We start from the raw sequence: 19,389 nt of genomic DNA, 5'->3' as shown, positions 1-19,389 counted from the left end.
TGTTATTATGCTGTCTGCACCTTATGTTGACCGACCTTGTACCCTCCAGCTTCAGTGCGGAAAGAAATATTAAAACGGTTGTATGCATTGATTGTTGTTACCGCCAAAGTTAGGTCTATCAATTCTTCTTCAGAAAACTCCTGGTTTGCAATAGCATAAACGTCATCAGATACATCACCATTGGTTATTTTTGTTACAGCTTCGGCCCATTCCAAGGCAGCGCTTTCGCGTGCGCTATAAAGTGGTGCCTCGCGCCAAGCGTCCAATAAAAATAGACGCTGTGGACTTTCGCCAGTAGCAAGCAAATCTTTTGAATGCATATCTAGGCAATAAGCACATCCGTTGATCTGTGATACTCTAAAATAAATCAGATGCAAAAGCTCTTGCTCGATTGTACATTTACCTAAATAAGCACCCAATCCAAACATAGCTTTCATAGCATTTTGGCCTTTTGCGAAAAAATTGATTCGTTGTTTCATTTTATTATTGTTTTAAGTGTAACTGTTTTACACTACAATAATGATTGAAGTTAAAGAAATTGGACATAAGGCTTGAAATATATTTTTATTTCTTTTTAAGTTGTTGTTTTACAGACTTTTAATATTATTGTTTTTCTAATGAAATTCTAATGATTTTCTATATGATCTCTAACAGCCATCCTGGTAACGATTGCTGACCTTTGCCCGCAAAGGAGGATGAGCTATGGCTATTTTTGAATTTGCACTACGATTATTGGCAGCATTACTTTTGGGGGCCGCAGTTGGTTCCGAAAGACAATGGCGTCAGAAGAATGCCGGACTTCGCACCAATACATTGGTGTCACTCGGTTCAGCAGCCTTTGTACTTCTTTCTATTGAAATAGGTGGTGATGCTACTGGACGTATCGCCTCCTATGTCGTTAGTGGGATTGGATTCCTCGGTGCCGGAGTGATTATGAAGGACGGACTGAACGTGCATGGTCTCAATACCGCGGCTACGATCTGGTGCTCAGCTGCCGTAGGTGCATTATCGGGGTTGGGTTTGTATCCACAGGCAGCGCTTGTAGCGACGGCCATTATTCTGACGCATTTGATCTTCCGGCCCATTGGCCAGCGGATGGGTTTCATCAAATTCAGTAAATCAGCAGTGGCACAAACCGACTATCTGGTATCCATCCGGTGCGGCATCGCTATCGAAAATCATATCCGTGTGCTGTTGATCCAAATGTTGGGCAATGAGGAGAAGGTATTATTGACTTCACTATCCAGCGATGATACTGTAGAGGCGAATGCGGCCGCAATTACTGCTGTTATCAAAGCTGTTGGCCAACAAGATAGTCTGATTGAACGGATAGCCAGTCGACTGACGATGGAAGAAAAAGTAAGCAAAATAAGCTGGAAAATTATCGGCACTGAAGCCGATCTGTAAAACTGTTGTGCCACTTCTTGTGGCGGTAAGTTGTATCGCATATAAATTAAACAAAGACTAGGGTTATGATCAGCGTTAGAGACAAAATAAGAAATCCATTGCATAGCATGATTAGTTCAAATGGTATGAACGTGGGAACGATCACCAAATTGCATGAAGTCGCGAGTCAGGATGAAAAAATGGCTTGTGCTATGCTGGAAAGTAGTGATGAGGGGATTACAGAGGATATGGCGGTTGAGCGCCGCCAGAAATTTGGACTGAATGAAATACAACATCAAAAGGCTCCTAAATGGTATATCCAATTGATAAAGGCATTCGCTAATCCCTTTATTTACATATTGCTTGTCATTGCTGCTGTCTCTTTCGTTCTAGATGTCTGGCTTGCATCACCGGATGACAGAGATTATAAGACTGTCTTTGTGGTTTCTATTATGGTATTGATCAGTGCCCTCTTACGTTTTATACAGGAGTATAGAAGTAATGCGGCAGCTGAGAAACTCAAAGGAATGGTGAAGACCACAGCTACTGTATTGCGAAAATTTAAAGGACGACGAGAGATCTCTATTGCTGAGCTCGTACCAGGGGATATTGTTTATCTCTCTGCAGGCGATATGATTCCCTCCGATTGCCGGATTATACAGAGTAAGGATCTTTTTGTGAGTGAAAGCATGCTGACGGGAGAGGCGCTTCCCGTAGAGAAGAATTATTTGCCAATTCGGGATGCAAAAGAAAAGCAGGCCATTGCCCTTAGCAATATCTGTTTTATGGGAACCAATGTTGTTAGTGGTTCAGCTATAGCGATTATTGTAACTACAGGTAACTATACTTATTTTGGAAGCCTCAGTAAATCCATTACAGGCGAACGGCCTGAAACAAGTTTTGACAAAGGGATAAACAAGGTGAGTTTTCTACTTATTCGCTTTATGTTGGTGATGGTTCCACTGATCTTTTTGATCAACGGCCTGATGAAAGGGAATTGGACCGAAGCGTTGTTATTTGCGATTGCTGTGGCCGTAGGGCTCACACCTGAGATGCTGCCCATGATTGTAACAGCAAATCTGGCTAAAGGAGCGGTTAATATGAGTAAACGTAAAGTCATTGTCAAACGTCTGAATTCCATTCAGAATATCGGTGCGATGGATATTCTCTGTACGGATAAAACAGGTACACTGACCCTGGACAAGATTGTGATGGAAAAGCATCTCAATGTCTATGGTGTGGAAGATGACGAGGTACTCAAATGGGCCTACCTCAATAGTTTTCATCAGACAGGCTTAAAAAATTTGATGGATAAGGCTGTACTGGAACATGTTGAACTGCATGATTATCTAAAAGTGGAAGATCAATACCTGAAAGTGGATGAGATACCCTTTGATTTTCAACGGCGAAGAATGTCGGTCATTCTAAAAAAGTACAATGGTAAGCATCTTTTGATCTGCAAGGGGGCTGTGGAGGAAATGCTGGAATTGTGTACCCATGCTTTTGATCCTGGGGATGATCGTAGCCTGCATATTGAAAATGATCGCACTGTACCTATGGATGATACCATGCGGAGAATCGTGCTGAATACATCAAAAAAGATGAATGAAGAAGGTTTGCGCGTGTTGTTGGTTGCCATTCGGGAATTTGAGGGATCACATCCATTGACTTATGCCGTTGCTGATGAAGCCCAGTTAACATTGACTGGTTTTATCGGTTTTTTGGATCCAGCCAAACCTTCTGCAGCACCAGCAATTGAAGCCCTGCATAAATTGGGGGTAGCTGTAAAAGTGCTGACAGGAGACAATGAGATCGTCACACGTAAAATCTGTAATGACGTGGGGATCCCTGTGAAACGTATTATTAATGGTAGCGAACTGGATCAGATCAATGATCAAGAATTGGATCAATGTATCGTTGACGTTTCTGTTTTTGCAAAATTAAGTCCATTGCAAAAAGTACGTGTGGTGAAAGCTCTACGCGCCAAGGGACATACTGTCGGTTTTATGGGCGATGGTATTAATGATGCTGCGGCAATTAAAGAGGCTGATGTGGGCATTAGTGTGGACACGGCAGTGGATATTACCAAAGAAAGTGCGGATATCATCCTATTGGAAAAAGATCTGATGGTTCTGCGAAAAGGCGTGATCTATGGTCGACGTACTTTTGGTAACATCATTAAATATATTAAGATGACAGCCAGTAGTAATTTTGGAAATATGTTCAGTATGCTCGGTGCAAGCGCGTTTCTTCCTTTTTTACCGATGTTGCCGGTTCACCTGCTGATACAGAATCTTTTATATGATATTTCACAGGTTTCTATTCCTTGGGACAGTATGGATGAAGAATTTATTCTAGAACCGAAAAAATGGGATGCGGGGAGTGTGTCAAAGTTTATGCTTTTTATTGGTCCGATCAGTTCTATCTTTGATTTTGCGACATTTGCATTAATGTATTTTGTCTTCAAGGCAAATACGGCCGAACATCAGACGCTTTTTCAATCGGGGTGGTTTGTCGAAGGACTGCTTTCACAGACTTTGATCATCCATATGATCCGTACACGCAAAATACCTTTTATACAAAGCTGGGCTGCAGCTCCTGTTGTGGCTTTGACTACCTTGGTTATGGTTATCGGTATTCTGCTGCCATTTTCACCTTTTGCGGAGGCTTTGAAATTACAGGCGCTACCATTGTCTTATTTTCCTTGGCTGATAGTTATTTTGATCGGTTATTGTTTGTTGACACAGTTTGTTAAGAATTGGTTTATCAGAAAATTCCATACCTGGCTGTAAGTAAAAATGATGGAACTATTTTTAATTGTAAAATCCTTGAGGTGGTTTGATTAAAAATCAACAACAATTGTTATTTTTAATCAAATTACTCCAATGAAACTGATAACATATACATTCACTGTCCTGGGTTTGGGAATCCTGGCTTCCTGTGGGTCGGGATCCAATACAAAAAAAGCCCTTGCGGATACGACTTCGAATGCAAATTTTAAAGCTTATGAAGATCGATTCATCGAGCAGCTCTGGAAAGAAAATCCAGAATGGGCTACACAGGTGGGTTTTCATCGATACGATTCGCTGTTAACGATACCCGATGCCAAAAGCAGGGCATTACGTTTGGAATTTTCTAAGCAACATTTAGATCATTTGAAAAGTTTTGATCTGAACGAGCTGAATCTCTCCCAACAGACCGATTACCATTTGATCCAGAATTACCTAGAATCTAATGTATGGTCAATTGAAAAAGAGCGTTCTTATGAGTGGAATCCTTCATCCTACAATGTAAGTGGAACTATCGCCTTTATGTTGGCTGAGAATTATGCTCCATTGCATGATCGTCTTCACGCTATTGAACAACGGATGGCACAAATTCCAGCTTATTATGAGGCTGCGAAAGGACAGATTAAGAATCCAGCGTTGGTATTAACAGATCTGGCTATACAGCAGAATTTGGGCGGATTATCTGTGTTTGAAACGGATCTACGTGATTCCTTGAAAAAATCTAGTCTTCCAGCGACTGAAAAAGCTGCTATTCAAGCGAAAGCCGATCAAGCCGTAAAGGCGATCAATGGATTTGTAACATTTTTAAAAACGAATCCGAATCCATCGCCACGAAGCTTTAGATTGGGGCAGGAGCTATACGATCAAAAGTTCAAGTTTGATATCCAGTCGGGGTCTACTGCTGCACAGATCTATGATGCGGCAATGGCACGTAAGAGCTATTTACATGGCGAAATGTATAAAATCAGTAAGGAACTGTGGCCAAAGTATTTTGGAAAGACGGTACAGCCCACAGATAGTTTAGTGCTGATTCGCAAGATGATTGATACCTTGTCTGTCAATCACGTCGAAGCAGATGAATTTCAATCGGCCATTGAAGCGCAGATTCCAAAATTGGTGGAATTTGTGAAAAACAAAGATCTCCTGTACATAGATGATAGCAAACCTTTGGTTGTACGGAAAGAACCTGCTTATATGGCCGGTGTTGCTGGAGCGTCTATCAGTGCTCCAGGGCCTTATGATAAAGGTGGGAATACGTATTATAATGTTGGTAGCCTTGCCGGATGGACCAAAGAAGCTTCAGAAAGCTATCTGCGGGAATATAATCACTATATTTTGCAGATTCTGAATATCCACGAAGCTATTCCTGGGCATTATACGCAGTTGGTCTATGCCAACCAGTCGCCTAGCTTAATCAAGAGTGTTTTGGGTAATGGGGCCATGATCGAAGGCTGGGCTGTATATACCGAGCAGATGATGTTAGAAAATGGCTATGGCGATAATGCACCTGAAATGTGGTTGATGTGGTATAAATGGCATCTACGTACTGTATGTAATGCTATTTTGGACTATAGTGTGCATGTGAAGAATATGAGTGAAAAGGATGCTATGCATTTATTGGTTGACGAGGCATTTCAACAACAGGCGGAGGCCGCTGGGAAATGGAAAAGGGTATCTGTCAGCAGCGTACAGCTAACATCTTATTTTACGGGATATAAAGAAATCTATGATTTAAGAGAAGCTGTGAAAAAGGAGGAGGGTGCTCAATTTAAGCTGAAAGCCTTCAATGAGGAATTTCTGAGCTTTGGTAATTCGCCCGTAAAATATATCCGGGAAATGATGCTGAAAAAATAGGTATAAGAAACCGCATTGGAAAGCCACCTGATACCGGGTGGCTTTCTGATTTTATTGCTATGCTATACAGCTACTTTTTGTTAATAAGTCGTTCTATCTTAAGCGACTTTAGCAAATTTGTTTCGATACTCTATTGGAGTAAGGCCTGTTATTTTTTTGAAAATATCCCGAAATGCTTTTGTATCTGTGTATCCGACATCATACATCACTTGGGAAACATTCTTCCTTGAAGCTTCAAAAAATTTCTTTGCGGCCTCTATGCGTACACGCTGGATATATTCCACGGGTGTATTATTTGTTGCTTCTTTAAATCTTCGTTCAAAAGTTCGGCGGCCAATATTAACAAAATTGGCTAAATCTTCGACCGTAATTTTTTCCTCATACTTCAGTTCAATGTAGTCCTGCGCTTTTTGGATATCCAGATCTTCGTGATTGCGTTGGCCGCGGAATATCGCAAATTGGGACTGACTATCACGGCTGATATCCAACGCAAAATATTTGGCTATCATAACTGCCGTTTCACGGTCGGAAAATTTTTCGACAAGATATAGAATCAAATTCCATAGACTGCTGGCACCACCACTGCTGTAAATATTATCGTTTTCTGTAATAACTGCCCCATCTTCCACTTCTATTTCAGGGTATTTTTCCTTGAATTCGCTCACATAGGCCCAATGGGTTGAGCATTTTTTACCATTTAATAAACCCGTTTCGGCTAAGAGGAAAGCTCCCACACATAAGCTGGCCAGGCGGGTACCTTTTAAATGGAGTTTTCTGAAATAGGGTATTGCTTCGGCATTATCCTTTATTCCGGTGTCAACATCTCCGAAAGTCGGTGGTATGATTAATAAATCTGTCCGTTCCACATCTTGCAGCAAACGATTGGTTTTTATGGTATACTCACCACTATTAGCCGGTACATATTCACTAAGACCTACATACTCAACATTGAATATCGGTTTTTTTCCAAAAGCCGAAAGAAATTCATTGGCCGTGAGAAAGGTTCTAAATGCTGGTGTAATGCCTTCAATAGTACCATATTGGGGAACAAAAACAGAGATTTGCATATCTTTTTGATTTATAAGATAAAGGTACAAATTGTTTTTGTCGTAATCCACCCCTAAAGTTGTCGTTTTTACAATGTACCTCCCCTTAAAATCCTTCGCATCTTTGCTATATCATAATCAACAAATAAAAAGAAATCATGGAAAGACAAACAAAAATTAAGGTAGAAGCAGCGGTAAACGCGCCAGTAGAAAAGGTATGGCAACAATGGAATGCGCCAGCAGATATTATGCAATGGAATGCCGCGGATCCAAGTTGGCATTGTCCAAGCAGTCAAAACGACTTGCGTGTGAATGGCACTTTTAAAAATCGGATGGAAGCAAAGGATGGAAGTTTTGGGTTCGATTTTGAGGGAACTTATGATAAGGTTGAATTGCATCAGGAAATCGCCTATACCATGTCTGATGGTCGGACAGTAAGCACAGTGTTTTCCGAAAGAGATGGAAAGACAATGATGAGTACCACTTTTGATGCGGAGCAGATGAATGATCCTGAATTTCAGAAGCAAGGTTGGCAAGCTATTCTCAATAATTTTGTAAAACACGTTGAATCAACAAATTAATCACCACAAAATACCAACATCATGAAAAAGAATAAAATTATCTTCTGGATAGCGACAATATTTATTGTTATCTGGGAAGGCGTTATGCCACTGGGCACATTACTATTTGCACCGCAATATATGAATGCAGGAACCAAACCCTTGGGTTACCCTGATTATTTTGCCTACGCCCTTATTATCTGTAAGGTTCTTGGGGTTATTGCCATTGCTATTCCACAGTTTCCGGCTAAGCTAAAAGAATGGGCTTACGCAGGATTGACATTCAGTTTACTATTTGCCTTTATCAGTCATGCGTGTGTGGATAAAAATATAACCTATATGTTATTGCCACTTATCGTATTGGGTATACTGATGTTATCTTATGTCTATCGGTCCAAGCTAGCTGATGCAAGTCGTACCTCGCAGCAGAATGCATATACTAGCGCATCGGCAATATCGTAATATCTTGGTATGACAGTGTTCGCTTCCGAAAGGTTGGATCCTGCGAAAATTTATTAGAAAGAACAAAAAGGTAGTATTATCTATTTACATTATAAACAATCAATCGAGATGAAAACAAATAGTGTTTCTTTACATCGGGTTATTCAGGCAAGCCCTGAAAAAGTCTTCCGCGCATTCGCGGATCCAGTAGCGCACGCTACTTGGTTGCCTCCTTATGGTTTTGTCTGTACTGTACAACAGATGGATTTTAAAGTCGGTGGTCAATTTAAGATGACATTTATCAATTTTGGTACAGGTCATGGTCATTCCTTTGGGGGAGAGTATTTGGAAATTACACCCAATGAATTTATCAAGTATGTTGACCGCTTTGATGATCCCAATTTGCCGGGAGAAATGACAAGGACAGTTTCTTTGCGTGCTGTCAGCTGTGGTACTGAACTTAAAATAGAGCAAACAGGAATTCCAGAAGTTATTCCTGCTGAAATGTGTTACCTGGGCTGGCAGGAATCTTTGGAAAAAATGAAAAAACTTGTAGAACCCGTCATACCAGACGCATAATTAATTTAGGATATGGAAGGGTTAAGAAGCGGGGTTTTTATCACGTTTTCAGGGAATTGCAGAAAGGCACTTCGTTTTTATCAGTCCTGTTTTGGCGGAAGCCTACATTTTGACAGGCTGGATAAAAAGATAAATGGGTTTTCAGAGTTGCCCATTGTAAGTGCCTCTCTTACTTCCCCAAGTGTGGTCATCTACGGCTCGGATCTGGTACATGATGATGGACGAAAAATTGGCAATTATCTTTCAGTGTTTTTGCCTTGTACAAATTTGGTTGATCGTGGTCGTCTTGTCACCAAGCTTGCGGCTGGACAACAAGCTGTATTGGGAAATAATGAGACAGACCAGCTGGTAGAAGTAACAGATATTTTCGACGTAAGGTGGATATTGGGGATTCAATAGTGATTTTTAAATCTTATTTTTTTGTTAAGTTAAGGCAAAATCAGTAGTATTATAAAAAGCTTTATTGTTATGGTATATGTAGAAAATGAGTTCGCTCCTTTGCAGAAAGTGATCTTGGCGGTTTCAGAGTTTGGGTTTCCGAAAGCAATTCGAGCGGAAGATCTTCGTTTTCTCTCCGATACCGACACTGAAAGTGATGTTGCAAATGCGGGAAAAGATTTCGCAGAAGTGCATCCTGAGCAACAAAAAGCATGGGATCTTGAACGTGCAAATTTTGCTGCTGTACTGGAAAAATATGGGGTAGAAGTGTTGCGTCCCCGTCAGTTGACAAAATTGGAGAAAGAAGTCGAAGCTAAAGACGGCTATGCCAACTTCTTTGTACGCGATCCTTTTTTTACTGTGGGTAATGCTGTCATCGAAGGTTCCTTGCGTTTTCTCCAACGAAGAAATGAAATCTTGCCGATCCGGGATATTTTTGAACAACAGGTCTATCCAGATGACTGCCTCTATGTTGCCGCACCCAAACCCGCGATCCATGATCATGGTGATCTTTCGCGTTGGCATGGGCCTTTTATCGAGGGTGGGGATGTGTTGGTACTTGGCAAGCAGGTATTTGTCGGTAACTCTGGACTTGCATCCAATAGCTTAGGAATTCGTTGGTTGTCAAAATTACTCAAACCCTATGGTTATCAGGTCGAGGAAATAAGATTGCATCCGGATATTTTGCATTTGGACTGTGCACTCGGACTTATTCGTGAAGGGCTAATGGTTGTTTGTGAAGATGCTTTTCTCGAGGGCATACCGGAACATTTAAAACAATGGGATAAGATTAATGTTACCCTAACCGAGGCCGGGCAGTTGGCAACCAACGGTCTACCGATCAACCCCAATGTATACGTCACTGACCCTGTATTTAAACCTATTGGCGATAAGCTTTCACTTTATGGGATATATGTCGAATATATTGACTTCCAGATCAGCAGAAGTTTTGGTGGTTCATTCCGCTGTAGTACGCAACCCCTATTGCGACGATTTTAAGCGGATGATATTCGTTCAGAAGCCAGGACTGATACCGCAAGATGTATCTGATCTGTACCCATTACTACTATTCGCCGAACTGTAACTTTGTATATGCTTTAGGCATAGTTTTATTATAAATAGCTTAGTCATCATCATGGAATTACAGATACAGAATAGCACACTTTACGATATTGATTCGATCTTTAAGTTTTATAGGATTGCAACTGATTTTCAAAAGGCAAAATCCATGGTTTATTGGCCTGAGTTTGATCGGAAACTTATCGAACAGGAGCTGGAAGAGCGTAGACAATGGAAAATGATTACTGATCAGGATATCGCCTGTGTCTGGGCGACAACATTCGACGACCCTGATATTTGGGAAGAGAGAAATGACGACCCAGCAGTTTACATCCATCGCATCGCAACGAATCCCAATTTTAGAGGTAAGAATCTTGTTAACAATATTGTGAATTGGTCGATTGAATATGCTATTGCAAATAATAAGAAGTTTGTTCGATTGGATACAGTAGGTGAGAATAAAGGACTGATTGACTACTACACCAAATGTGGTTTTGATTTTTTGGGTTTAAAGAAGCTTCGTAATACAGCAGGCTTACCAGCACATTATGACAATGCTATTGTAAGTTTGTTTGAGATAAAGCTTTGAGAGAAGTAATCAAGCCAATTTGTTTACACTGTTTTTTCGAGATGTGGAAGCTGGATTAATAGCTGTTTTTATTTGATATTGTGCTGAAAAATAGATAGATCTACGGATTTTCTTATGAACTTTTGTTATATTGTTGTAACAAATTGTCGTTTTAGCATACTAACGAATTATTAACAGTTAAACTTATTTATGAATTTATCAATAGAAAGCCTCAGTAAAACCTATCCGAATGGTGTAAAAGCCCTTGATGAAGTAAATTTGGAAATTAAACCGGGTATGTTTGGTCTTCTCGGGCCAAATGGAGCGGGAAAGTCATCCTTGATGCGTACCATAGCGACGCTACAAAAGCCAGATAGCGGTCGCATTACTTTTGGTGATATTGATGTACTTGGCAGGCAGATGGAACTGCGAAAGGTTCTGGGTTACCTACCACAGGAATTCGGTGTTTATCCGAACCTGTCAGCGACAGATTTATTGCAATACTTTGCAAAGCTCAAAGGCATTAAAACAAGTGCCGACCGACAGGCCATCATCAAGCGTGTGCTCGAGGTTACCAATCTTTGGGATGTTCGTAATAAGAGTGTCAGTGGCTATTCAGGTGGGATGAAACAGCGATTTGGAATAGCCCAGCTATTATTGAATGATCCAAAGCTGATAATTGTTGATGAGCCTACCGCAGGACTTGATCCCGCCGAAAGACATCGTTTTTTGAATGTATTACGTGAGATCGGTACCGATCATACCGTTATTTTCTCTACACATATTGTGGATGATGTACGTGAACTATGTCATGAACTTGCGATTCTCAATGGTGGTAAGATACTATTGCGGGGGACACCAAAGGAGACGATAGGACAATTGGAAGGCAAGATCTGGGTGCGTATTATTAGTCGCGATCAATTGGATGAATATACCCAGAAATATAATGTCATTTCTACCAACTACAATCAGGATAATACGCTCAATATCCGGGTTTATAGTGATGTGCAACCAGATGAATCTTTTGTCAATGCACAAGGGCAACTGGAAGATGTTTATTTTGTAGCACTAAAAAATGACCAGCGCCATGTTTAGTCCGATTTTTAAATTTGAGTTTATGCGTTGGTTTAAGAATGCTGCTGTCTATATTTATATGGCTTTATTCTTTGCGCTCTCGCTTTTCATCATGCTCTCTTCACTAGGGATATTTGATGGGGTCACAGCGACCACTTCATCCAATACGATCAGAAATTCACCCTGGGCTATTAACGAGATGATAAATGGAATGTCTTCCATTATCTATTTCTTAATTCCATCGATTGTGGGAGCCTGCGTTTATCGGGACTTTCAATATAATGTACATACCATCCTTTTTAGTTACCCATTTACCAAAACAGACTATTTACTGGGTAAGTTTTTTGGATCAGTTGCTGTTGTACTTATAATCGTACTGGCATCCACACTAGGTATTATCGTCGCACAGTTTATCCCTGGTATCAATCCAAGCTTATTGGGGCCGGTACATGTTTTAGCTTACTTTCAGACCTATCTGATTCAGATTATTCCTAATCTGATTATCCTTAGCGCTATTATTTTTGTATTAGTTACTTTTACGAGGAATGTATATGTGGGTTTTGTTGCGGTTCTGGTGCTTATTATTTTACAGGTGCTTATTCAAAATCTGACCACAAATGCTGATAACCGTTATCTTGGGGCATTGATAGACCCTTTTGGCGATAGTGCCATTTCTTACTATACCCAATATTGGTCTCCGGAGGAAAAGAATACAAACAATCTTCCGTTTCTTGGTGCAATAATTTATAATCGACTGATTTGGTTAGCTGTAGCGGCTTTATTTATCGGTGGATTTTACCTGTTATTTTCTTTCTCGCAGGATTCCATCTCGATAAAAACAGGGAAAAAAGGAAAGCGCTTGACAAAAAATAATTTTGACAGTGTTTTTCGTATCAATCTCCCGAAAGTGAGTTACGATTTCTCAATAGTCCATTACCTGAAAACGACCTGGACACTGGCACGGTATGATTATCGCTATATTGTTAAGAATCCAGTCTTTCTGATTTTGACTTTGGTCGGTGTACTTTTTATCATCTTGATGGCTAGTACAATCGGTACAATATTCGGTACTTCGACATATCCTGTTACCTGGAAAATGCTGATGATACCAGGAACGACTTTTAAGTTCTTTTTGTTGATCTTGACCTTCCTCTTCAGCGGTTTATTGGTTCACCGTGGTAGCATCACTCGTATGGGCGGATTATTGGATGCGACACCCGTTCCAAATTGGGCGCTCATGGGGTCCAAAATAATCGCGATCATCTTGATGCAATTAACCTTGCTTGCGGTGGTCATGTTCACCTGTATGGCATTTCAAGTTTACCATCATTATTATAATTTCGAAATCGGGCAGTACATCATGCACCTGATGGTATATGGTATGTTGGGAAATATCGTATGGTTGTTTGTGTCGATCTTTGTACATACGCTCTTCAAAAATTATCTGGCTGGTTTTTTTATCCTGTTAACCTTATTTATCGGATTGCCATTTTTGTCTTTTATGGGAGTAGAGCAGGCGATTTATCAGTTTAACCAGGGACCTGATCTCGATTATTCAGATATGGACGGTTTTGGCTATATCTTACCTTTTTTAACCTATCGGGTGTATTGGTTGTTATTTGCTGTGTTTTTTCTAACCCTAGCCCTTTTGTTGTGGCGGAGAGGTGGATTCGCTGGTATAAGAGAGCGTTGGGCTATCTTACGATCGAATGTAAAGGCGAGCAGTATGACTGTACTTATCGTGAGTTTTGTTGGTTTTATTGCTATCGGTAGTGGGATCTATTATGAAGATCATATTAAAAACCCTTATTATACCAGTTTGGATCACGAAAAACAATCTGTAGAATGGGAGAAGAAATTTAAAAAATATCAATTTAGACCACAACCCCGTGTTGTTGATATTAAGTTTAATATGGATATTTATCCTTCTAAACGTAGTTTTAAAGCGCAAGCTTCTTATGTGTTAAAGAATAAGACTGCGGTCGCTATAGATTCTATTTTTGTCAATTATAATGATTATGACTATACTTTCTCCTTCAATGTTCCCAATAAGTTGGTCTCTGCAGATGATATTTACAATTTCAATATCTACAAGTTGGCCAAGCCAATGGCTCCGGGAGATTCCATCGTCTTAAATTTCAGTACAGTTAGTCCGCTTAACACCTGGGTGAACGAGAAATCTCCTGTCAAAGGTAACGGAACCTTTATTAACAATATGCTGTTTCCAAATATTGGCTATCTGGATCGAGGCGAACTGGTGGATAATGATATTCGCAAGAAATACGGATTACCTCATCGCGATCGTATGGCTCCACCCACTGATTCAATAGCATTGCGGAATAATTATATCTCAAATGATGCAGATTGGGTCCGGTTTGAGGCAACTGTGAGCACGGATCCGGACCAGCTGGCCATAGCTCCGGGGTACCTGACCAAGCAATGGGAGAAAGATGGGCGGAAATATTATCAGTATAAAATGGATTCGTCGATATTGAATTTCTTTGCGTTTAACTCTGCTCGATATGAAATTAAAAAAGACAAATGGAATGGGGTCAACTTAGAGATATATTACCACAAAGGACATACCTACAACCTCGATCGGATGATGGCTTCGAGCAAGGCTTCCTTAGCGTATTATACTGCCGAATATAGTCCTTATCAGCATCGGCAGTTGCGTATTGTTGAATTTCCCCGGACAGCCGGAACTTTCGCGCAGTCTTTTGCCAATACCATTCCTTTTTCCGAGGCAATAGGCTTTATAGCAGATGTGGATGAGAAGAAAGATGATGCGGTGGATTATCCTTATGCCGTCACAGCACACGAAATAGCTCATCAGTGGTGGGCGCATCAAGTGGTAGGTGCCAACGCGCAAGGAGCAACTTTGATGTCTGAAAGTATGTCTGAATATTCTTCTTTGAAAGTCCTGGAAAAAAGGTATGGAAAAGGACAGATGCGCAAGTTTCTTAAAGACGCACTGGACGGCTACTTAAAGGGAAGAGGTGCGGAGGCATTGGGTGAAAGACCATTGATGTACAATGAAAATCAGATGTATATCCATTATCAAAAAGGGTCATTAGTATTGTACGCACTGAGTGACTATCTAGGTGAAGCTGTTTTCAACCAGACAGCAAAAGCGTATTTGAAAAGTACTGCCTTTCAAAACCCGCCTTATACAACATCATTAGAGTTTGTGGATTCCTTTCGAAGAGCCACACCAGATTCGTTGCGTTATCTGATCAAAGATATGTTTGAAACGATTACCTTATATAACAATAGGGTGGAGAGTGTGAGTTCTAAAAAACTGAAAAATGGAAAATACCAAGTCGATATTCAATTTGAAGTTGCCAAATATCGCGTGGATGCCAATGGGAAAAAGAGCTATAATGATCACGGGAGCAAACCACTGGTGTTTAAGAAATCTGATCGGGTGACGTTGGAATCTTTGCCTCTTAGGGATTATATTGAGATTGGCGTTTTTTCAAAATCAATGGATAAGAAAAATGGAAAACCACAGGAACTTTATCTGAGAAAACATCGTATTGATCAAATTAATAATAAGTTGACATTGATTGTTGATCAGCAGCCTATTCAGGTCGGTATTGATCCATATAACAAACTGATTGACATAGATTCGGATGATAATAGAAAAGATATTTAGTGCCACTAAGCAATGAAAGCGGTCTACGAAGCATTCAATAGTTAAAAATAGCTTTTATCCAGCGAATAATAGATAAGGGTCCACGAATTTTAACTGCTATCATCCGGCAATGACAATAGCTTGTATCTTTGATATAGGTATTCAGTAGATAATTTTATAGTAATTGCATGGATATGTACTATTTGACCTTACTTTGTTGGTTGTTTACTGCTCCCCATGATAGTGTTATATCAAAAGAGAGTGGAAATATTTCAACAATGACGTATGGAAATATGTGCTGTGAGACCGATACTTTGCGGGTCTCACAGCACGATACAACAATTTTTAGAAGCGTAGAAAATGTCGTGGCTCGCCCCTGTAGTAAGCCAGAGTTGGTAGAAAGCTATGAATTGATCGCCCCGAAAGATGGGGTATATTACCTCATTTACAATGATAAACAACAATTGGTTTTGGAGGGGAAATTTAGTGCCAGTTTTATTTATGAAGGTGTCACTTACAAGGAGGGGAACTTCTATAATTCAAAGCGTTATACCTATAGAAAGAATGGTGATTTGAAGGCGATTTATATTCAGGAGGACGGACGAAATAAGACAGCTGAATTTTACGATTCTAAAAAGCAACTGACCAGTATACGTTATTTTAATAAAAAATCCGGTGACACCGAAAAAATTGAGCTATATAAAAAAGGCAAGCTAAAAGAAACCAGAATATATTCGAGCTTTAGTACCTATAGGACGATTAAAGCCTATCAATAACTATAAAGTGTTATCTTATTATTCTTGTGTTATTTAGTGCGACGAGTAAATCAATTTTGAAATGAGAATGAAATATCTTTTTACTCCAGTCATGTCTTTAGCATTTATCTGTAGTTTATTGGCGCAGACAAAACAGGATAGTGTAGCGATCAAACAAGCTGCCCTTGATTATATTGAATCGCAGCATCAGGTGAAACCTGAGCAAATGGAGCGGGCTTTACATCCGCGGATGGTGAAACGAACTTTTTGGAAAGATAAGGCTACTGGTAAAGACTATTTACGTGAGACAACAAGTGAATCCATGATTCTACTGGCGGAGAGCTACAATAAAAATGGAGATAAATTTCCGGCTAATCCGAAGAAAGAGGTGGATTCTTGGAGTGCTCATGCTGTCATTTTCGATAGTATACCTTCCAAAAAATAACAAGGACACACTTTCGTTTATCTTTGATGGCCAACGCTATCGGGGCTATCCCAAAGCGAATAAATTGAAGTAGCCGTTTTTTTGGGTATTAAACAAAAAAGTCGCTTTCTTGTTCAGAAAAGCGACTTTTTGTTTTGTGCTCCCACCTGGGCTCGAACCAGGGACCAAAAGATTATGAGTCTTCTACTCTAACCGACTGAGCTATAGGAGCAGGTCGTTTGTTTTGTCAATTTTGGCATTGGTTATGCTGTTTTGACGATGCAATTATCGATATTTGTATCGGTATTTCAAAATAATTCGATGGAAAAAATTAAAAATATTGTTCTTGATTATGGGAATGTAATCTTCATGATCGACTTTGTAAAGTTGAAAGTTGCTTTTACTCAGTTAGGTATAGAAAATGTTGACGAAGTTTTTGGGCATCATGGTCAAAGTGCACTTTTTGACGATTTTGATAAGGGAAAAATTGATGCTAGGCAATTTCGGAATGGAATTCGTGAAGTTACCAAAAATCCAGCATTGACCGATACAGAAATTGATGCAGCATGGAACAGTCTGTTGATTGGAGTCCCTAAAGGATATCATGAACTATTATTGCAATTGAAAGATAAGTACCGTACTTTTTTGTTGAGTAATAATAATGCTATTCATTACGCCTATTGTATGAATGATATTCAAGAAAAATATGGTGTGGCCGATAATGCCGGATTTTTTGAAAAAACTTATTATTCGCATTTAATCGGTATGCGCAAACCCGACGCCGAGATTTTCGAATTGGTGATGACGGATCAGCAGTTGAATCCCGTAGAGACACTGTTCGTTGACGATAGCCCTCAGCATTTGGCTGCAGCACAGCAGTTGGGCTGGCATACAGCACTGTGTACCAGGGAAAAACCATTGCAATTGATTCTGGAGGAATTTGGACTATTATAAAAATTATTTTTCTTTTCATATTCAATGGAATATTGTACCTTTGTCCCACTTTAAATTTTAAAAGCGACGAAAGGAGGTATATACAACGCATGATTATCGTAAATGTAAAAGAAGGAGAATCTTTAGATAGAGCATTGAAACGTTTCAAGAAGAAATTCGAGAAAACAGGAGTTTTAAGAGAGCTGCGTTCACGTCAAGCTTATGAAAAGAGATCTGTAACTCGTCGCATTCAAGTGAAAAAAGCGATTTACAAACAATCTTTGAATCAAGATGTGGCTAACTAATTGATTCGCTGAGAATTTAAAAATATAAAGGGAAAAGCATTGCTTCTCCCTTTTTTTTGTGCTTTTAAGTTTGTAATTTAAGGATAGTATAGCGAGGGAAATTATGTTGGAAAAGGAATTTATCCGGTATTTACAGATTGAAAAAAGATATTCAGAACATACCGTTATTGCTTATCGGCATGAACTGGAAATGTTTCAATCTTTTTTGAATGTGGAGGGGCTCGTGTTATCGGATGTTGTCTATCGAGATCTGCGTCATTACTTCGCTCAAATGATGGAGTCAGGTAAAAATGCAAGCTCTGTCAATCGAAGCATGTCTTCGCTGCGTACCTATTTTAAATTTCTTCAACGGGAAGAATACCTTGATAAAAATCCCATGACACTTATTAAGGCATTAAAAACTGCGAAGAAGCTACCCGTTGTTGTGGAGAAGGAAAAGTTAGTTCAGTTGTTGGATCATCTGGAACAGGAGAAGAATGATTTTGAATCATGCCGGAATTATTTGGTGATGGAATTGCTTTTTGGTACAGGGATTCGCTTGGCTGAATTGTTGAAAATAAAGGAGCAGGATATAGATTTTTTTAATAAAAATATTCTTATATTAGGTAAAAGGAGCAAAGAACGTCTTGTCCCGATAAATGATCTTTTAGTAAAAGAATTGAAAAACTATTTGCAACAAAAAGCGTCGCAATTTGTTGATACTAATAACAGCTTACTAATTGTTACAAAAGATGGTAAACCAGCGTATGCCAAGCTGATCTATGATATTGTGCATCGGTATTTGACACTGATTTCCACACAAGGTAAGCGAAGCCCTCATATTTTGAGGCACACGTTCGCAACGGCCCTTTTAGATAATGGGGCGGATTTAAATGCAATTAAGGAACTGTTGGGACATGCAGGGCTTGCCGCAACGCAGGTATACACGCACAACTCAGCAGAACGATTGAAGTCTATTTATAAACAAGCTCATCCAAAAGCTTAAAAAAAGGAGGAAAAATGAACATTACTGTGCAATCCATTCGATTTAATGCAGATCAAAAGTTAATCGAATTCATTAAAAAGAAAACAGGAAAATTAGAGCAGTTTTTGGATTCAATCATCGGTGGTGAATGCTACCTGCGATTGGAGAATGTCGATGACGAGGCAAATAAGATTTCAGAAATCAAACTGAATATCCCAGGGAGCCAACTTTTCGCAAAAGGGCAGGCGAAGAGTTTTGAGGAGGCAACGGATATCGCCGTAGAATCCTTGCGTAGGCAGATTAATAAACATAAAACAAAGACAAAAAATACAGTCGTTACTAATCGCAAAGAAGTACTTACCGTAGAGGAAGAAGAAGAGGAAGAATACGATTAAAATATAACACATACAATTTAACGGAGGAGGTCAAACAATAATTGACCTCCTTTTTTTTGGAACGATTTGCCATATTGGTTACTGTGGATTTTTTTTGTGTTTGAAAACTGGTTTTATTTTATAATCTATTCAGTTGGTTTAGGACTATCCCGAACTTTTCGCGCTGTTTATAATGCGATAGA

Annotated in this window: 19 protein-coding genes and 1 tRNA gene; 17 read left to right on the top strand and 3 right to left on the bottom strand. The window is 39.7% G+C overall.

Going from position 1 to position 19,389, the window contains the following annotated elements:
- Positions 1–5 precede the first annotated feature (5 nt).
- A complete protein-coding gene (locus tag AC07UV_RS17870) occupies positions 6–479 on the bottom strand; it encodes a carboxymuconolactone decarboxylase family protein (protein ID WP_495184704.1) in 474 nt (157 codons plus the stop codon).
- Between the two features lie 223 nt (positions 480–702).
- On the opposite strand from AC07UV_RS17870, the gene AC07UV_RS17865 reads away from it, so the two are divergent.
- From AC07UV_RS17865 to AC07UV_RS17855, 3 genes are all read left to right on the top strand, one after another.
- Entirely contained in the window at positions 703–1,407 is a 705-nt protein-coding gene (locus tag AC07UV_RS17865; protein WP_282249939.1) for an MgtC/SapB family protein, read from the top strand.
- Between the two features lie 65 nt (positions 1,408–1,472).
- Positions 1,473–4,178: a magnesium-translocating P-type ATPase gene (gene mgtA, locus AC07UV_RS17860; protein WP_495184703.1), complete on the top strand. Its 2,706-nt coding sequence runs from the start codon at positions 1,473–1,475 to the stop codon at positions 4,176–4,178.
- Between the two features lie 93 nt (positions 4,179–4,271).
- Positions 4,272–6,029 carry a DUF885 domain-containing protein gene (locus AC07UV_RS17855; protein ID WP_495184702.1) on the top strand — a complete coding sequence of 586 codons (1,758 nt, stop codon included), beginning with the start codon at positions 4,272–4,274 and terminating at the stop codon, positions 6,027–6,029.
- Between the two features lie 98 nt (positions 6,030–6,127).
- On the opposite strand, the gene AC07UV_RS17850 is transcribed toward AC07UV_RS17855, so the two are convergent.
- Complete coding sequence (locus tag AC07UV_RS17850) at positions 6,128–7,096, bottom strand: GlxA family transcriptional regulator (RefSeq protein ID WP_282249935.1); 969 nt, start codon at positions 7,094–7,096, stop codon at positions 6,128–6,130.
- 137 nt (positions 7,097–7,233) lie between these two features.
- Here AC07UV_RS17850 and AC07UV_RS17845 point away from each other — a divergent pair, with 137 nt between their 5' ends.
- From AC07UV_RS17845 to AC07UV_RS17800, 10 genes are all read left to right on the top strand, one after another.
- Positions 7,234–7,656, top strand: a complete 423-nt coding sequence (locus tag AC07UV_RS17845) for an SRPBCC family protein (protein WP_495184701.1) — start codon at positions 7,234–7,236, stop codon at positions 7,654–7,656.
- Positions 7,657–7,677: 21 nt separating this feature from the next.
- On the top strand, positions 7,678–8,097 hold the full coding sequence (locus AC07UV_RS17840; RefSeq protein WP_495184700.1) for a DoxX family protein: 420 nt from the start codon (positions 7,678–7,680) through the stop codon (positions 8,095–8,097).
- Between the two features lie 108 nt (positions 8,098–8,205).
- Complete coding sequence (locus AC07UV_RS17835; RefSeq protein ID WP_495184699.1) at positions 8,206–8,655, top strand: SRPBCC family protein; 450 nt, start codon at positions 8,206–8,208, stop codon at positions 8,653–8,655.
- Between the two features lie 12 nt (positions 8,656–8,667).
- Positions 8,668–9,054 carry a VOC family protein gene (locus tag AC07UV_RS17830; protein ID WP_495184698.1) on the top strand — a complete coding sequence of 129 codons (387 nt, stop codon included), beginning with the start codon at positions 8,668–8,670 and terminating at the stop codon, positions 9,052–9,054.
- Between the two features lie 69 nt (positions 9,055–9,123).
- Positions 9,124–10,092 (top strand): dimethylarginine dimethylaminohydrolase family protein, encoded by a 969-nt coding sequence (locus tag AC07UV_RS17825; RefSeq protein ID WP_495184697.1) that lies wholly within the window; start codon positions 9,124–9,126, stop codon positions 10,090–10,092.
- 136 nt (positions 10,093–10,228) lie between these two features.
- On the top strand, positions 10,229–10,741 hold the full coding sequence (locus AC07UV_RS17820) for a GNAT family N-acetyltransferase (protein WP_495184696.1): 513 nt from the start codon (positions 10,229–10,231) through the stop codon (positions 10,739–10,741).
- A 189-nt stretch (positions 10,742–10,930) separates the two neighbouring features.
- A complete protein-coding gene (locus AC07UV_RS17815; protein ID WP_282249926.1) occupies positions 10,931–11,815 on the top strand; it encodes an ABC transporter ATP-binding protein in 885 nt (294 codons plus the stop codon).
- Positions 11,808–15,452 carry an ABC transporter permease/M1 family aminopeptidase gene (locus AC07UV_RS17810; RefSeq protein ID WP_495184695.1) on the top strand — a complete coding sequence of 1,215 codons (3,645 nt, stop codon included), beginning with the start codon at positions 11,808–11,810 and terminating at the stop codon, positions 15,450–15,452. The genes AC07UV_RS17815 and AC07UV_RS17810 overlap by 8 nt, the downstream gene beginning before the upstream one ends.
- A gap of 167 nt (positions 15,453–15,619) precedes the next feature.
- Positions 15,620–16,207, top strand: a complete 588-nt coding sequence (locus AC07UV_RS17805) for a hypothetical protein (protein ID WP_495184694.1) — start codon at positions 15,620–15,622, stop codon at positions 16,205–16,207.
- Positions 16,208–16,268: 61 nt separating this feature from the next.
- Positions 16,269–16,631 carry a nuclear transport factor 2 family protein gene (locus AC07UV_RS17800; RefSeq protein ID WP_495184693.1) on the top strand — a complete coding sequence of 121 codons (363 nt, stop codon included), beginning with the start codon at positions 16,269–16,271 and terminating at the stop codon, positions 16,629–16,631.
- 137 nt (positions 16,632–16,768) lie between these two features.
- On the opposite strand, the gene AC07UV_RS17795 is transcribed toward AC07UV_RS17800, so the two are convergent.
- Positions 16,769–16,842 (bottom strand) — tRNA-Ile (locus AC07UV_RS17795).
- Between the two features lie 89 nt (positions 16,843–16,931).
- On the opposite strand from AC07UV_RS17795, the gene AC07UV_RS17790 reads away from it, so the two are divergent.
- From AC07UV_RS17790 to hpf, 4 genes are all read left to right on the top strand, one after another.
- On the top strand, positions 16,932–17,564 hold the full coding sequence (locus tag AC07UV_RS17790; protein ID WP_495184692.1) for an HAD family hydrolase: 633 nt from the start codon (positions 16,932–16,934) through the stop codon (positions 17,562–17,564).
- 89 nt (positions 17,565–17,653) lie between these two features.
- Positions 17,654–17,848: a 30S ribosomal protein S21 gene (gene rpsU / locus AC07UV_RS17785; RefSeq protein ID WP_046672133.1), complete on the top strand. Its 195-nt coding sequence runs from the start codon at positions 17,654–17,656 to the stop codon at positions 17,846–17,848.
- A 103-nt stretch (positions 17,849–17,951) separates the two neighbouring features.
- A complete protein-coding gene (locus tag AC07UV_RS17780) occupies positions 17,952–18,833 on the top strand; it encodes a tyrosine-type recombinase/integrase (RefSeq protein ID WP_495184691.1) in 882 nt (293 codons plus the stop codon).
- A gap of 14 nt (positions 18,834–18,847) precedes the next feature.
- Positions 18,848–19,207, top strand: coding sequence for a ribosome hibernation-promoting factor, HPF/YfiA family (gene hpf / locus AC07UV_RS17775; protein ID WP_282249853.1), 360 nt, complete (start codon positions 18,848–18,850; stop codon positions 19,205–19,207).
- The last annotated feature ends 182 nt before the right edge of the window (positions 19,208–19,389 follow it).

Source organism: Sphingobacterium sp. GW821-FHT03E03, assembly GCF_059420745.1.
The sequence above is the reverse complement of the archived record's forward strand: the minus strand, read 5'-3'. Positions and strand labels throughout refer to the sequence as shown.

Excerpts from the sequence above, each read along its gene's own strand:
- AC07UV_RS17870 (WP_495184704.1), bottom strand. The coding sequence starts at position 479 with ATGAAACAACGAATCAATTTTTTCGCAAAAGGCCAAAATGCTATGAAA.
- AC07UV_RS17865 (WP_282249939.1), top strand. The coding sequence starts at position 703 with ATGGCTATTTTTGAATTTGCACTACGATTATTGGCAGCATTACTTTTG.
- mgtA (WP_495184703.1), top strand. The coding sequence starts at position 1,473 with ATGATCAGCGTTAGAGACAAAATAAGAAATCCATTGCATAGCATGATT.
- AC07UV_RS17855 (WP_495184702.1), top strand. The coding sequence starts at position 4,272 with ATGAAACTGATAACATATACATTCACTGTCCTGGGTTTGGGAATCCTG.
- AC07UV_RS17850 (WP_282249935.1), bottom strand. The coding sequence starts at position 7,096 with ATGCAAATCTCTGTTTTTGTTCCCCAATATGGTACTATTGAAGGCATT.
- AC07UV_RS17845 (WP_495184701.1), top strand. The coding sequence starts at position 7,234 with ATGGAAAGACAAACAAAAATTAAGGTAGAAGCAGCGGTAAACGCGCCA.
- AC07UV_RS17840 (WP_495184700.1), top strand. The coding sequence starts at position 7,678 with ATGAAAAAGAATAAAATTATCTTCTGGATAGCGACAATATTTATTGTT.
- AC07UV_RS17835 (WP_495184699.1), top strand. The coding sequence starts at position 8,206 with ATGAAAACAAATAGTGTTTCTTTACATCGGGTTATTCAGGCAAGCCCT.
- AC07UV_RS17830 (WP_495184698.1), top strand. The coding sequence starts at position 8,668 with ATGGAAGGGTTAAGAAGCGGGGTTTTTATCACGTTTTCAGGGAATTGC.
- AC07UV_RS17825 (WP_495184697.1), top strand. The coding sequence starts at position 9,124 with ATGGTATATGTAGAAAATGAGTTCGCTCCTTTGCAGAAAGTGATCTTG.
- AC07UV_RS17820 (WP_495184696.1), top strand. The coding sequence starts at position 10,229 with ATGGAATTACAGATACAGAATAGCACACTTTACGATATTGATTCGATC.
- AC07UV_RS17815 (WP_282249926.1), top strand. The coding sequence starts at position 10,931 with ATGAATTTATCAATAGAAAGCCTCAGTAAAACCTATCCGAATGGTGTA.
- AC07UV_RS17810 (WP_495184695.1), top strand. The coding sequence starts at position 11,808 with ATGTTTAGTCCGATTTTTAAATTTGAGTTTATGCGTTGGTTTAAGAAT.
- AC07UV_RS17805 (WP_495184694.1), top strand. The coding sequence starts at position 15,620 with ATGGATATGTACTATTTGACCTTACTTTGTTGGTTGTTTACTGCTCCC.
- AC07UV_RS17800 (WP_495184693.1), top strand. The coding sequence starts at position 16,269 with ATGAGAATGAAATATCTTTTTACTCCAGTCATGTCTTTAGCATTTATC.
- AC07UV_RS17790 (WP_495184692.1), top strand. The coding sequence starts at position 16,932 with ATGGAAAAAATTAAAAATATTGTTCTTGATTATGGGAATGTAATCTTC.
- rpsU (WP_046672133.1), top strand. The coding sequence starts at position 17,654 with ATGATTATCGTAAATGTAAAAGAAGGAGAATCTTTAGATAGAGCATTG.
- AC07UV_RS17780 (WP_495184691.1), top strand. The coding sequence starts at position 17,952 with ATGTTGGAAAAGGAATTTATCCGGTATTTACAGATTGAAAAAAGATAT.
- hpf (WP_282249853.1), top strand. The coding sequence starts at position 18,848 with ATGAACATTACTGTGCAATCCATTCGATTTAATGCAGATCAAAAGTTA.